Annotated in this window: 10 protein-coding genes, 1 tRNA gene and 1 riboswitch; of the genes, 6 read left to right on the forward strand and 5 right to left on the reverse strand. The window is 73.7% G+C overall.

The window, feature by feature from the left end:
* Window positions 1-316: 316 nt before the first annotated feature.
* The 4 genes from IE140_RS10290 (at window position 317) to IE140_RS10305 (ending at window position 5,846) form a co-directional block, all read left to right on the forward strand.
* On the forward strand, window positions 317-1,894 hold the full coding sequence (locus IE140_RS10290; RefSeq protein WP_109179204.1) for an NsdA family TPR-like regulatory protein: 1,578 nt from the start codon (window positions 317-319) through the stop codon (window positions 1,892-1,894).
* 121 nt (window positions 1,895-2,015) lie between these two features.
* Window positions 2,016-3,272 (forward strand): L-2-hydroxyglutarate dehydrogenase, encoded by a 1,257-nt coding sequence (gene lhgD / locus IE140_RS10295; RefSeq protein ID WP_150196378.1) that lies wholly within the window; start codon window positions 2,016-2,018, stop codon window positions 3,270-3,272.
* The gene (trmB, locus tag IE140_RS10300) at window positions 3,265-4,128 is read left to right on the forward strand and encodes a tRNA (guanosine(46)-N7)-methyltransferase TrmB (protein ID WP_150196377.1); all 864 of its coding nucleotides are present in this window, start codon (window positions 3,265-3,267) and stop codon (window positions 4,126-4,128) included. Before lhgD ends, trmB begins: the two co-directional genes overlap by 8 nt.
* 170 nt (window positions 4,129-4,298) lie before the next feature.
* A complete protein-coding gene (locus IE140_RS10305) occupies window positions 4,299-5,846 on the forward strand; it encodes a PrsW family intramembrane metalloprotease (protein ID WP_150196376.1) in 1,548 nt (515 codons plus the stop codon).
* Here IE140_RS10305 and IE140_RS36390 read toward each other — a convergent pair.
* From IE140_RS36390 to IE140_RS10325, 5 genes are all read right to left on the reverse strand, one after another.
* A complete protein-coding gene (locus IE140_RS36390) occupies window positions 5,827-5,949 on the reverse strand; it encodes a hypothetical protein (RefSeq protein WP_263869804.1) in 123 nt (40 codons plus the stop codon). The genes IE140_RS10305 and IE140_RS36390 overlap by 20 nt on opposite strands.
* A 186-nt stretch (window positions 5,950-6,135) precedes the next feature.
* Window positions 6,136-7,167 (reverse strand): M23 family metallopeptidase, encoded by a 1,032-nt coding sequence (locus tag IE140_RS10310; protein ID WP_150196375.1) that lies wholly within the window; start codon window positions 7,165-7,167, stop codon window positions 6,136-6,138.
* Window positions 7,168-7,179: 12 nt separating this feature from the next.
* A riboswitch (cyclic di-AMP (ydaO/yuaA leader) is annotated at window positions 7,180-7,331 on the reverse strand.
* 268 nt (window positions 7,332-7,599) lie between these two features.
* Complete coding sequence (locus IE140_RS10315) at window positions 7,600-8,826, reverse strand: PP2C family protein-serine/threonine phosphatase (RefSeq protein ID WP_150196380.1); 1,227 nt, start codon at window positions 8,824-8,826, stop codon at window positions 7,600-7,602.
* A gap of 141 nt (window positions 8,827-8,967) precedes the next feature.
* Window positions 8,968-9,714 carry a MerR family transcriptional regulator gene (locus IE140_RS10320; protein ID WP_150196374.1) on the reverse strand — a complete coding sequence of 249 codons (747 nt, stop codon included), beginning with the start codon at window positions 9,712-9,714 and terminating at the stop codon, window positions 8,968-8,970.
* 145 nt (window positions 9,715-9,859) lie between these two features.
* Window positions 9,860-9,933: transfer RNA gene (locus IE140_RS10325), tRNA-Met, on the reverse strand.
* A 155-nt stretch (window positions 9,934-10,088) separates the two neighbouring features.
* Between IE140_RS10325 and tsaD the strand changes: the two genes are divergently transcribed.
* Both tsaD and alaS read left to right on the forward strand, forming a co-directional pair.
* Window positions 10,089-11,153, forward strand: coding sequence for a tRNA (adenosine(37)-N6)-threonylcarbamoyltransferase complex transferase subunit TsaD (tsaD, locus tag IE140_RS10330; RefSeq protein ID WP_150196379.1), 1,065 nt, complete (start codon window positions 10,089-10,091; stop codon window positions 11,151-11,153).
* Window positions 11,154-11,217: 64 nt separating this feature from the next.
* The gene (gene alaS / locus IE140_RS10335) at window positions 11,218-13,869 is read left to right on the forward strand and encodes an alanine--tRNA ligase (protein ID WP_150196373.1); all 2,652 of its coding nucleotides are present in this window, start codon (window positions 11,218-11,220) and stop codon (window positions 13,867-13,869) included.
* The last annotated feature ends 89 nt before the right edge of the window (window positions 13,870-13,958 follow it).

Genomic DNA, 13,958 nt, shown 5'->3' on the forward strand with positions numbered 1-13,958 from the left:
GGGCCAGAGCGCACGGCCGGGCGCACGGCCACACACCGGGAGCACGCCGCACCCCGGCCCGTAACCCCCGCCCCGAACACCCGGACCGCCCGCACGGACAACAATCCCGCCATCCGGACGTCTGCCCCTTAACGGTAGGGATAGGGAGAACTACGCTGTGTTCACTGGTGTTCTCGACAGGGGGCATATTCCTCGGGGCTCGGCCACATGCGTGTGCAGGCGGAGTACGAGGGTTCGAACCTGGGGAGGCATCGGTACGAATGCCGCGCGCCGTCCTCGGTGACGCGGCGGCCGTCTGTGTGTCGAGGGGTGGCGCATGTCCAGGGAGCAACGCGGGCCGAACGAGAAGCTCGGCACGGTTCTCGCCCTCGCGGGAATCAGCAACGCCGGGCTCGCCCGGCGGGTCAACGACCTCGGAGCACAGCGCGGTCTGACACTTCGCTACGACAAGACCTCGGTGGCCCGGTGGGTCGCCAAGGGGATGGTGCCGCAGGGCGCGGCGCCGCATCTCATCGCCGCGGCGATCGGGGCCAAGCTCGGCCGCCCGGTGCCGCTGCACGAGATCGGCCTCGCCGACGCGGACCCGGCCCCCGAGGTCGGTCTCGCCTTCCCCCGGGACGTGGGCGAGGCGGTCCGGTCGGCGACCGAGCTGTACCGGCTGGATCTGGCCGGGCGGCGGGGCGGCGGCGGGATCTGGCAGTCCCTGGCGGGATCCTTCTCGGTGAGCGCCTACGCGACGCCCGCTTCCCGCTGGCTGATAACCCCCGCCGACCCGTCGGTGGCCCGGGACCCGACGGCGGCGCAGGCGGCGGTCCTCGGAGCGCGCGGTGGCGGATCCGAAGGCCCCGGCACGGCCGGAACCCAGGGGCCGGGGGCCGCACCGGACGCCCGGGGCGCACACATCCTCCACACCGGCGGCACGGCGGGCTCCGTCCCCGTACAGCCGGGGCCCGAGTCCGCGGCGGACGCCTCGCCGCTGCGGGTCGGCCACAGCGATGTGTCGAAGCTGCGCGAGGCGGCCCAGGACGCCCGGCGCTGGGACTCCAAGTACGGCGGCGGCGACTGGCGTTCCTCCATGGTTCCCGAGTGCTTACGCGTCGACGCCGCACCCCTGCTCCTCGGCTCGTACACCGACGAGGTCGGACGGGCCCTGTTCGGCGCCTCCGCCGAGCTGACCCGGCTGGCCGGCTGGATGGCCTTCGACACCGGCCAGCAGGAGGCCGCCCAGCGCTACTACATCCAGGCCCTGCGCCTGGCCCGGGCCGCCGCCGACGTCCCGCTCGGCGGCTATGTCCTCGCCTCGATGTCCCTCCAGGCGACCTACCGCGGCTTCGCCGACGAGGGCGTCGACCTCGCCCAGGCCGCCGTCGAGCGCAACCGGGGTCTCGCCACCGCCCGCACCATGAGCTTCTTCCGGCTGGTGGAGGCCCGCGCCCATGCGAAGGCCGGCGACGCACCGGCCGCGGGGGCCGCGCTCAAGGGCGCCGAGAGCTGGCTGGAGCGGTCCCGGGCGGGCGACGCCGATCCGTCCTGGCTCGGCTTCTACGGCTACGACCGGTTCGCCGCCGACGCCGCCGAGTGCTACCGGGACCTGAAGGCCCCCCGCCAGGTGCGGCGCTTCACCGAGCAGGCGCTGTCCCGGCCGACCGAGGAGTTCGTCCGCAGCCACGGACTGCGGCTCGTCGTCTCCGCCGTCGCCGAGCTGGAGTCGGGCAATCTGGACGCGGCCTGCGCCGCGGGCACCCGGGCGGTGGAGGTCGCGGGCCGGATCTCCTCGGCCCGCACCACGGAGTACGTCCGCGATCTGCTGCACCGCCTGGAGCCGTACGGGGACGAGCCCCGCGTCGCGGAGCTGCGCGAGCGGGCCCGCCCGCTGCTGGTCTCCCAGGCCTGAACGGGACGCACACTCCGCCCACCGGGCAGGTGCCGGGCGGAGTGTGCGCCACGCCCTGCCCATCTCGGGTTTGAGCCGGTTGTCAGTGGGTCAGTGCACTATCGGGGTGGGAGGTGGCGTGATGATGACGCACGCGGCGTACGACTGCGATGTGCTGGTGATCGGCGGCGGGATCGTCGGTCTGTCGACCGCGTATGCGCTGACCCGGGCGGCTCCGGGCACCCGGGTCACGGTCCTGGAGAAGGAGCGCGGCCCCGCCCGCCACCAGACCGGCCGCAACAGCGGCGTGATCCACAGCGGCATCTACTACCGCCCCGGCTCCCTCAAGGCGCGGTACGCGCTGCGCGGCTCGGCGGAGCTCGCGGACTTCTGCGCGGAGCACGGAATCGCCCACGCCACCACCGGCAAGCTGATCGTCGCCACCGAGCGCTCCGAGCTGCCCCGGCTGCACGCCCTGGTGCAGCGCGGCCGCGAGCACGGGCTGCCCGTGCGGGAGCTGGGCCCGGCCCAGATCGCGGAGCACGAGCCGGAGGTCCGGGGCCTGGCGGCGATCCGGGTCGGCACGACGGGCGTCTGCGACTTCACCGCCGTGGCCACCCGCTTCGCGACCGAGGTCACGGCGGCGGGCGGCATCGTGCGGTACGGGGCGGAGGTCACCGCGATAGACCGGCGCCCCTGGGGCGTCGCGGTGCGCACGGCGGACGGCCTGGTAGTCCGGGCCCGGGTGCTCGTCAACTGCGCGGGGCTGCACTGCGACCGGGTGGCCCGCCTCGCCGGGGACGACCCGGGGGTGCGGATCGTGCCGTTCCGGGGTGAGTACTACGCGCTGGCCCGCCCCGAGCTGGTGCGCGGTCTGGTCTACCCGGTGCCGGACCCGGCGTTCCCCTTCCTCGGCGTCCACCTCACCCGGGGCTTCGACGGCTCCGTCCACGTCGGGCCGAACGCGGTCCCCGCCCTGGCCCGCGAGGGATACACCTGGCCCCAGGTCCGCCCCGCCGAACTGCTGTCCACGCTGAGCTGGCCGGGCACCTGGCAGATCGCCCGCCGCCACTGGCGTTACGGGGCGGGCGAGGTGCACCGCTCGCTGTCCCGGTCCGCGTTCACCCGGGCCGTCCAGCGGCTGCTGCCCGCCGTCACCGAGGACGATCTGCGCCCGTCGCCCGCCGGGGTGCGGGCCCAGGCGGTGCTGCGGGACGGCACGCTGGTCGACGACTTCCTGATCCGCGAGGCCCCGCACACCGTGCATGTGCTCAACGCCCCGTCGCCCGCCGCGACGGCGTGCCTGCCCATCGGACGGGAGGTGGCGCGGCTCGCGCTGCGCCGGGCTCGGGGGACGGGGTGGAAGCCGCCCGCCGTAGAATCCGGTCATTGTGTCTGAGCAGCCCCTGAACCCCACGCCCGCCGGATCCCACGACGCCGACGTCACATCCGACGCCACGTCCGACCCCTCGGCCGCCGACGAAGCCGCCGCGCTGCGGGCCGCCTCCTTCGAGCGGGCGCGCCGGCTGCGCATGGAGCCGCGCTTCCCCGGCGGCCCCGCCGCCGACCCGGCCGGTTCGCACCACGAGCGCCGGATCCGCAGCTTCCAGCCGCGCCGCAGCCGGGTCACCACCGGCCAGCAGGAGTCCCTGGAGCGGCTGTGGCCCACGTGGGGCCTGGACATCGACGGCAAGCGGGTCCTCGATCTGGCCGAGCTGTTCGACGGGCTGCCCGTGGTCCTGGAGATCGGCTTCGGCATGGGCGAGGCCACCGCGCAGATGGCGGCCGACGACCCGGGCACCGGCATCCTCGCGGTCGACGTCCACACCCCCGGCCAGGGCAATCTGCTGGGCCTCGCGGACAAGGCCGGCTCGACGAACGTACGGGTGGCCAACGGCGACGCGGTCATCCTGCTGCGCGAGATGCTGGCCCCCGAGTCCCTCGACGGCCTGCGGGTCTACTTCCCCGACCCGTGGCCCAAGGCCCGGCACCACAAGCGGCGGCTCATCCAGCCCGAGTTCCTGGACCTGGTGGCCCCGGTGCTGAAGCCCGGCGCGATCGTCCACTGCGCCACGGACTGGGAGCCGTACGCCGAGCAGATGCTGGAGGTGCTCACCGCGCACCCCCGCTTCGAGAACACCGCGGCCGACGGCGGCTACGCCCCGCGTCCCGCGTTCCGGCCGCTCACCCGCTTCGAGGGTCAGGGCCTGGACAAGGGCCACGTCGTCCACGACCTGCTGTTCGCCCGCGTCTGACGCACCGGCCGGCAGCCGGGCGCCGTGCCTCACGCACCGGCCGGCAGCCGGGCGCCGTGCCTCACGCACCGGCCGGCAGCCGGGCGCCGCGTCTCACGCACCGGCCGGCAGCCGGGCGATGGCCGGATGCGCCGTCGCCGGGTGTCAGTGCTCCTCGTTAGGGTCGAGAGGTGTCCGACCCCTCCACACAACCCCAGCAGGCGCACCCCGCCGTCCCGGTCCTCCACGAGCAGCGGCTCGACGAGGTCTTGGGCTCCGCGCCGGAGCACGGCCGGGCGCGTTACCGGCCGCGCCGCGTCGGCATGGTGTGGCGCAGCAAGGTGTTCCGCGCCGGAGCCGTGATCGTGGCGCTCCTGCTGTGCGGGCTGCTGATCCTGGCTCTCGTCCGCGAACAGACCGGCCCGGAGGGGTTCCTCGTCGGTCTGGGCCTGGCGGTGCTGCCGGTCCCGCTGCTGATGGCGGCGTTCCGCTGGCTGGATCGGGTCGAGCCGGGCCCCTGGCGGAATCTGATCTTCTCCTTCGCCTGGGGCGCGTGCGCCGCCGCGCTCGTCGCGATCATCGCCAACTCCTTCGCGACGCGCTGGATAGCCACCGCGACGGCCGACCCGGCGAGCGCCGACACCCTGGGGGCGACGGTGATCGCCCCTGTCGTCGAGGAGAGCGCGAAGGCGGCGGCCGTGCTGCTGATCTTCCTGTTCCGCAGACGGGAGTTCAGCGGGGTGGTGGACGGCATCGTCGTCGCCGGCTTCACCGCGACGGGCTTCGCGTTCACCGAGAACATCCTCTATCTGGGCAACGCCTTCGGCGAGGACCAGCAGCTCGGCAGCTCCGGGTTCGCCTCGGTGACGGCCGGGACGTTCTTCGTCCGGATCGTCATGTCGCCGTTCGCGCACCCCCTGTTCACGGTGCTCACCGGCCTCGGCTTCGGCTTCGCGGCCGTCAGCGCCCGCCGCCACCGGGTCCGCCGGATCGCCCTGCCGTTGCTGGGTCTGCTGCTGGCGATGGGGCTGCACGCCCTGTGGAACGGCTCGTCGGCCTTCGGCCCGTACGGCTTCTACGCGGTGTACGGGATCGTCATGGTCCCGGCGTTCGGCCTGGTGACCTGGCTGGCGATCTGGTCGCGCCAGCGGGAGCTGCGCACGCTCGCCGCCGAGCTGCCCGCGTACGCCGCGGCCGGCTGGCTCACCCCCGCCGAGCCGTCGGCGCTCTCCTCCATGCGGGCTCGGGGCATGGCCCGCGATCTGGCCCGCCACTGGCAGCAGGACCGGGCCCGGGGGCGGGCGGCGGCCCGCGCGGTCGCGGAGTACGAGTCGTTCGCGACGTCGCTCGCGGGTCTGCGCCGCCGGGCCCGCCACGGCGCGGTGGGCCCGGACTTCGGCGCCCGGGAGCGGGAGTTGCTGCACCACCTGTGGCAGCGCCGGGACATCGCGGCCCCGGCACTGACCCACGCGGCCCGCCTCACGTCCCACCGGGCCCCGCACCACGCGCACCATGCGCACCACGGCCACCGCGCGCCGATGCCGTACGGCCGGCCCCCCGCGCAGCCGCACGGCCCGGGTTACGGATACGGGCACGGCCCGGCGTACGGACAGCCGTACGGCCAGACTCACACACAGCCGTACGGGCCGCCGTACGAACAGCCTCAGGCACAGCAGGCCGGATACGGCTACGGATACGGATACGGCGACCCCGGCTCCGTCAGGCCGACGCCTCGGTGAGCAGCGCGTGCCAGACGTCGCCCGGCAGGCGGCAGTTCGACGGCAGGCCCCAGGGGAAGACCTGGAGGCCGGAGGTGCCGAGGGGGGTGCGCGCGGAAGTCATGTGAGCGTTCAACGGGCCGGGCGGGGGCCGGTCTTCCGCCGCGTACTCCCTCCGGCCGATCGCCCCTCCCCGGACAGACCGGCAGCCCTGACGTCGGGGGGTGTGCGTCAGGGCTGCCGGGGTTTCGGGGGTGGGCCGCCGGAGAAGGGCGGCCCAGAGGCCGGCGGCGCGCGCCGGCCGGGGGGCTCAGACCGAGAGGCCCTTGCTGTTCAGCCAGGCCATCGGGTCCATCGCGGAGCCGCCCGCGGTGCGGACCTCCAGGTGGAGGTGGACGCCGGTCACGTTGCCGGTGGCGCCCATGCGGCCGATGGTCTCGCCGGTGGTGACCTTCTGGCCGACCGAGACGTCGATCGAGGACTGGTGCGCGTACCAGATCTCCGTGCCGTCATCGAGCTGGAGCACCGTGCGGTAGCCGTACGAACCGGACCAGCCGGCCGACGTGATCGTGCCGCTGTGCACGGCCTTGAGCGGCGAACCGGCCGAACCGGCGAAGTCGAGGCCGGTGTGCTGGCCGGAGGACCACATCGCGCCGGACTGACCGTAGGTCGAGCTGATCGTGTACGAGGAGGCCGGCAGGGAGAAGCTGGCGGCGAGCTTGGCGAGACGCTCCTCCTCCGCCTTCTTCTTCGCCGCTTCCTCTGCCGCCTTCTTCTTCGCGGCGGCGTCGGCCTCGGCCTCGTCCTGCTGCTTCTTGGCCTCGGCGGCGGCGGTCTCGGCCGCGGCCTTCTCGGCTGCCGCCCTGGCCTCGGCGTCGGCGCTGGCCTGCTGCTGCTCGGCCTGCTGGAGGATCCGGGCGCGCAGTGCCTCGCCGGCTTCGGTGCCCTGCTCGGCCTCGGCGCTGGTGAGCCCGGCGGTGGTGAGCGGCGCGGCCGCGGCGACCGGGGCGGCCTCCGCGTCGTCGGACATGAAGGACCCGACGCCGGGAAGGGACTTGGCGTCGGGGAGGTTGTCCGCGATGGCATCGGGAAGAGAGATGGAGACGGGTGCCTTGTCCTGAGCAGTGGCCATGCCACCAGCTCCGACGGCCGCTATGACGCCGACCCCGAGGACGGTGGAGCTACGGGCCAGACCACGCTGCTTGGCCACGCGGTGCCTGCCGCGCACGGGCCGGATGGAGTCCTCGGTGGGATTCCACTCCCCCACGGAGCGCTCCGCGCCACCGTAGGTGTCGGTGCTGAAGGGTGACGGGGCCTCAGGGGCAGGCTTGTTGGACGCCACGTGGGCGCACTCCTTTCCTTCCTTCTCGCCTACCGGGTTAGCTGACGGGTTCGGAGCAGGAAGGTCTCCTACGGGCCCCTCCGCCTCTCACGAGACGCAGGCGTCCGATTCACCCCATGTAGGTGGTTCCCCGGTTCCCTTGCGGAATTCGGCGCTCGCGCGCGGTGCCGTCTCTGGCGACGGCTGTGACGACCGCGCTGCGTTATCGAACGTTAATAGACGGACGGGCCCGATTCCAAGCTGTTCCTGTTGATCATTAACGAACAGGGGCGGGAGGTACGGGGTTCAAGCGGGCGGAAACGGGCGACTTGACCGCGGCTCAGGCACAGGCCTTTTTCTGACGGTGCATCAAATGTTATGCGGAGTGGTGCGCTTCGATTACGCACCGTGTCGTCGCTGCGAGTTCAGCGCGCCGACAGCGCACGTGCCGCGTCAGCGGGCCGCGTCCTCGTCGCCCCGGCCCACGATCTTCACCGTCGTCCGGCGCACGGGCTGCCCCTCCGCCGGCCGGCCGACCGCGATCAGCGCCATGTCGTCCGTGGCGTGCCCTCCGGTGTGCAGCCGTACGTCGTCGGTCAGCGCCGACAGCAGTTCCTCCGGCCCCGGGAAGATCCGGCCGCGCAGCCGGGCCGCCGGATCGTAGAAGACCCCGTTCGCGTCCCGGGCCTCGGACAGGCCGTCCGTGAAGGCGAGGAGCGTCGCCCCGGGAGGCATCGCCCACTCGTCGGCGCGGTCCGGCCACACCCCGAGGTCCATCCCCAGCGGCAGCGCGGGCACCGAGGGCGCCAGCACCTCCAGGGCCCCGTCCGCGTGGAGCAGGATCGGCTCGGGGTGACCTCGGTTGACCAGGCGGACCGTGGCCGCCCCGGGCGGGATCTCGGCCACTACGGCGGTGATGAACCCCTCCATGGCGTCCAGCCCGTACCGCCGCGTCTCCTCCCGGGCCAGCGCCCGCTCCAGCCGCTGGGCCACGCCCTCCAGCGAACGCTCCTGCTCGGCGGCCTCCCGGAACGCCCCGATGATCACCGCCACCGCCTCGACGGCGTCCAGCCCCTTGCCGCGGACGTCGCCGACCACCGCCCGGACGCCGTAGGGGGTGTCCGCGACGGCGTACAGGTCACCGCCCACGAACTCGTCCGCCTGCGCAGCCTCGTACCGCGCGGCCACCTGGAGCCCGCCGATCCGCTCGGCCGGCGTCGGCAGCACGGCCCGCATGGCGGTCTCCGCGACGGCGCGCGCCGAGGCGAGCTGCTCGTTGCCCCGGCGCACGACGCCGTTGATGACGAGGGCCAGCACCGAGCCCGTGAGCACGGTGATCGTCTCGATGACCGGGACGACCTGGGTGGAGGTCCCGTCGGAGATCCGCATGACGATGACGGAGATGACCGCGGCGATCCCGGTGCGGACGGTCCGGGAGAGCGAGAAGAACGGGGCGGCGATCAGCGGGGCCGCGACGAAGAGGGGGACGGCGGTGAAGTTGGGCGGGGCCAGCGAGTCGAACAGCAGCCCGCCGAGGATCAGCAGGGCGGGCAGCATCCGGATGAACCGTCCGGTGCCCCGTCCGCCGCCGGAAGTCAGCTCCCCCTCGCGGGACCCGAACACCGCGCGGCCCACGGCGTCCATGCTCCCCGCCGCTCCGCTGCGCCGTCCCTCGGCCATCCCCACCTGTGCACTCCTGCCCGGTCCACCCACGGCTGCGGACGGTACCGCGCCCTGTCCAGGCTTCCCGGAGCCGCGCCGAGCGGCGACCGGGCATCGGCCGAATAGGGGGAATACGCGGTGGCGGCCGGGCCCCCGTGGTCAGTCGGAGAGCCGGTGCCGCGCGTAGACCGTCAGTGCGTCCCGTACGAAGGCGGCGGTGCCGTCCCCGTAGCGATCGTAGTTCTTTCCGAAGCGCGGGTCGGCGACATACATCTCCCCGAGCCCGATCACATACGAACGGCTGGGCTCCTTGGCCGAGGACAGCCAGGCGCAGTGCCGCCGCGCGAGCTCCTGCGCCTCGGGCCCGTCGGCGGCGAGCCCGGCCTCCCTGGCCCGGCCCCAGTCCCGCGCGATGGCCTCGTGCTCGTCCCTGAACGCCTTCTTCTCCCCCTCCCCGAGCGAACGCCACCAGCGGTCGCCCTCCTCGTACGCGTCCCGGCCCCAGCGCTCGGTGACCTCCTGCTCGTGGGCGGTGTGGTCGAAGCCGTCGAACACCTCAGCGGCCATGAGTTCCATCCCCTCCTGGGTCTTGTGGAGCGTGGTCCGCACCGAGGCGATCTGCCGTCCGATGCGCGCCTGCTCCTGTTCGAGCAGCCGCAGATGTGCCCGCAGCGCCACCGCCGTGTCCCGCTGCCCCTCCAGTACGTCCTTGATCGCGGGCAGCGAGAGCCCGAGCTCCCGCAGCAGCAGGATGCGCTGCAGCCGGACGAGGGCGTCCTGGTCGTAGTAGCGGTAGCCGTTGCTCCCGATCCGGCTCGGCGTGAGGAGACCGAGGTCCCCGTAGTGCCGGAGCGTGCGGCTCGTGGTGCCGGCCTGGCGGGCGATTTCCTGAATGGACCACTCCATGCCGGAAACGCTAGATCTTTACGTTGCGTCAAGGTCAAGCGTCGTTGGCCGGGCCCGGAGAGCGGCTCGGGCCCGGCCAACGACCCGGCCCCGGGAAACGACTCGGGCCCGGCACGCTGTCTGCGTGCCGGGCCCGGATCTTTAGTAGCGGGGACAGGATTTGAACCTGCGACCTCTGGGTTATGAGCCCAGCGAGCTACCGAGCTGCTCCACCCCGCGTCGGTGAACACAACTGTACGGCATTCCAGGAGTGGCGTTGACCAATATGAGCCCCGCGCCCTTCCGTCCGCGTTCCCCCGCCCGGACGAGTACCTTGTTGCATAGAGGTTGCAATAACGATCACTGTGCGAGAAGAGGACCCCGTGCGGACTCCGGTGGTGCTGGGCATCGAGTCGTCGTGTGACGAGACGGGGGCGGGGATCGTCTCCGGCGGCCGTCTGCTCGCGCACGTCGTGGCGTCGAGCATGGACGAGCACGCCCGCTTCGGCGGGGTGGTGCCGGAGATCGCCGCCCGGGCCCACCTCCAGGCGTTCACCCCCGTCGTCCAGGAGGCCCTGGCGCAGGCGGGGCTCGGGGTGCGGGACATTGACGCCGTCGCGGTGACCACAGGGCCCGGTCTGTCCGGGGCGCTCCAGGTCGGCCTGGCCGGGGCCAAGTCCCTGGCGTACGCGGCGGGGGTGCCGCTGTACGGGGTGCACCACCTGGCCGGGCACGTGGCCGCCGACACCCTGGAGCACGGGCCGCTGCCCGATCCCTGCATGGTGCTCATCGTCTCGGGCGGGCACACCTCGCTGCTGCTCGTCCGCGATCTGGTGCGCGATCCGATCCTGCACCTGGGCGACACTGTGGACGACGCCGCGGGCGAGTGCTTCGACAAGGTCGCCCGGGTCTTCGGCCTCCCGTATCCGGGCGGACCGGCCATCGACCGGGCCGCGCGCGAGGGCAACCCCTGCGCCGTCGCCTTCCCCCGGCCGCTGCTGGGGTCGAAGGACGACCCGTACGCGTTCTCCTTCTCCGGGCTGAAGACCGCCGCCGCCCGCTGGGCCGAGCAGCACCGGCTGCGCGGCGAGGACATCCCGCTGGCCGACGGGGCGGCTTCGCTCCAGGAGGCCGTCGCGGACGTCCTGACGCGCAAGGCGCTGGCCGCCTGCCGCCAGTACGACGTCCGCACGCTCGTCGTGGTCGGCGGGGTCGCGGCGAACTCCCGGGTCCGGGCGCTGGCCGAGGAGCGGTGCGCGGCGGCGGGCGTCGAGCTGCGCGTACCGCCGCTGACGCTGTGCACCGACAACGGGGCGATGATCGCCGCCGTCGGCGACCTGTTGGTAGGGGCCGGGGCCGACCCGGCGCAGCTGAACGTGTCCATCGACCCGTCGGCGCCGCTGGAGTACGCCGCGCTGCACCCGGTCGCGACGCCCGCGAGAGCGGCCCGAGCCGCCTGAGCGGTGTGCCGCCGCGCCCGGAATTCCCCCTGGTGACCGACCGAAGGACTTAAGAGGACTGCTTGTGCGTACCGCCGAGATCCGCAGCCGATTCCTGGACTTCTTCGCCGCCCGGGACCACACCGTCGTCCCCAGCGCGCCCCTGCCGACGCCGGACCCGACCCTGCTGTTCGTCAACGCGGGCATGGTGCCGTTCAAGCCGTACTTCACGGGTGAGGCGGCCCCGCTGTGGGAGCGGGCCACCAGCGTGCAGAAATGCGTCCGGACCCTGGACATCGAGGAGGTCGGCCGCACCACCCGGCACGGCTCGTTCTTCCAGATGAACGGCAACTTCTCCTTCGGCGACTACTTCAAGGACGAGGCCATCGCCTACGCCTGGGAGCTGTCCACGCGTCCGCAGACCGAGGGCGGCTACGGGCTGGACCCGGACAGGATCTGGGTGACCGTCCACCACTCCGACACCGAGTCGCGCTCCATCTGGCGCCGGGTCGCGGGCCTGCCCGACGAGCGGATCGTGGACCGGGGGGACGAGGACAACTTCTGGTCCATGGGCGTCCCCGGACCGTGCGGGCCCTGCTCCGAGCTGTACTACGACCGCGGCCCGGCCCTCGGCCGGGAAGGCGGTCCGGCGGTCGACGAGGACCGGTACATGGAGTTCTGGAACCTCGTCTTCATGCAGTACGAGCGCGGCCCGGGCCCCGGCAAGTCCGGCTACCCCATCCTCGGGGAGCTGCCCCGCCGCAACATCGACACCGGCATGGGCCTGGAACGGATGGCGACCCTCCTCCAGGGCGTGGACAACCTCTACGAGATCGACGAGACCCGCCCCGTCCTCCAGCGCGCCGCCGACCTGGCCGGCGTCCGCTACGGGGCCGATCCGGAGGCCGACGTACGGCTGCGGGTCGTCGCCGACCACGTCCGTACGGCCCTGATGCTCCTCGCCGACGGCACCACCCCCGGCAACGAGGGCCGCGGCTACGTCCTGCGCCGCATCCTGCGCCGCGCGGTCCGCTCCATGCGGCTGCTGGGCTACGAGGACGTGGCGCTGGCCGAACTGCTGCCGGTGGCCCGCGACTGCATGGCGCCGAGCTACCCGGAGGTCGCCGACGCCTATCCCCGTATCGCCGATCAGGCCGGGGCCGAGGAGGACGCCTTCCGCGCCTCCCTCAAGCAGGGCACCACGGTCCTGGACACCGCCGTCGCCCGGGTCAAGGAGGGCGGCGGCCGGCTGCTGCCCGGCGCCCAGGCGTTCCTGCTGCACGACACGTACGGCTTCCCCATCGACCTCACCCTGGAGATGGCCGCCGAGCAGGGCGTCGAGGTCGACCGCGAGGGCTTCACGGCGCTGATGAACGAGCAGCGCGAGCGGGCCCGCGCGGACGCCCGCGCCCGCAAGGCCGGCGGGGCCGTGGACACCACCGCCCTGCGCCCGGTCCTCGACGCGCACGGGCCGACCGACTGGCGGGCCTGGGACACCCTGGAGACCGAGTCCCGTGTCCTCGCGCTGCTCGGCCCGGCCGGCCCGGTGCCGGTGGCCCGTACCGGCGACATCGTCACCGTCGTCCTGGACCGCACCCCGTTCTACGCCGAGTCCGGCGGCCAGGACAGCGACGCCGGGCTGCTGTCCGGTACCTCGGTCGAGGCCGAGGTCCTCGACGTCCAGCGCCCGCTGCCCGGCCTGGTCGCCCACCAGGTCCGGATCACCGCCGGCGAACTCGCTCCCGACGACACCGTGCACGCCGCCGTCGACCCCGAGTGGCGGCTCGGCGCCCGCCAGGCCCACTCCGGCACCCATGTCCTGCACGCCGCCCTGCGCGAGATCCTCGGCCCCGGCGCCCTCCAGTCCGGCTCCTACAACCGGCCCGGCTACCTGCGCCTCGACTTCCCCTGGCGCGGCGCCCTGTCCGCGGCCGTCCGCAGCGAGATCGAGGAGGCCGCCAACCGCGCCCTGCGCCGCGATCTGCCGGTCGGCGTGCGGTGGATGACGCTGCCCGAGGCGAAGGAGATCGGCGCGCTCGCCCTCTTCGACGAGACGTACGGGGAGAAGGTCCGCGTCGTCGAGATCGGCGGGGCCTGGTCCCGGGAGCTGTGCGGCGGTACGCACGTGGAGCGCGCGGCCCAGATCGGCACGGTCGCGCTGGCCTCGGAAGGCTCGGTCGGCGCGGGCATGCGCCGTCTGGAGGCCGCCGTCGGCATCGAGGGCTTCGGCTACCTGGCCCGCGAGCGGGACCTGGTGGCGCGGATCGCCGAGCAGCTCGGGGCGCCGCGCGCCGAGCTGCCCGACCGGATCGCCGGTCTGCTGGACCGGCTCAAGGCGGCCGACCGGGAGAACGCCCGGCTCAAGCAGCAGGCCACCACGGCACGCGCCGGCGAACTCGCCGAAGCGGCGGCCGAGACGAACAGCGTGCGGATCGTGACCACGACGGCGGACGGCAGCGCCCAGGAGGCCCGCGCGCTCGCCCTCGCCGTCCGCGACCGGCTGCCGGGCGGCGCGCCCGGCGCGGTGGCGGTCGGCACGGAGGACGGGGCTCTCGTCCTCGCGCTCAACGGCTCGGCCCGGGAAGCGGGCCTGCACGCCTCCGCCGTGGTGAAGCAGCTCCTCGGTGGCCGCGGTGGCGGGTCCGCCGAGGTCGCCCAGGGCGGCGGTCTCGGGCCCGGCGGGGTCTCCGACGCGCTGGCGGCCCTGCCGACGGTGATCGCCGCCGCCGCCAACTGATCCCGCGCGGACCGTGCGGCGCCGGCGGATACGCGTCGCAGGGGCCGCGACGTACGGTCCCCGTCGCGAGGTCCGCGCCGCAGGGTCCC

Origin of the sequence: Streptomyces parvus (assembly GCF_014648875.1) — a bacterium.
GTDB lineage: Bacteria > Actinomycetota > Actinomycetes > Streptomycetales > Streptomycetaceae > Streptomyces > Streptomyces parvus.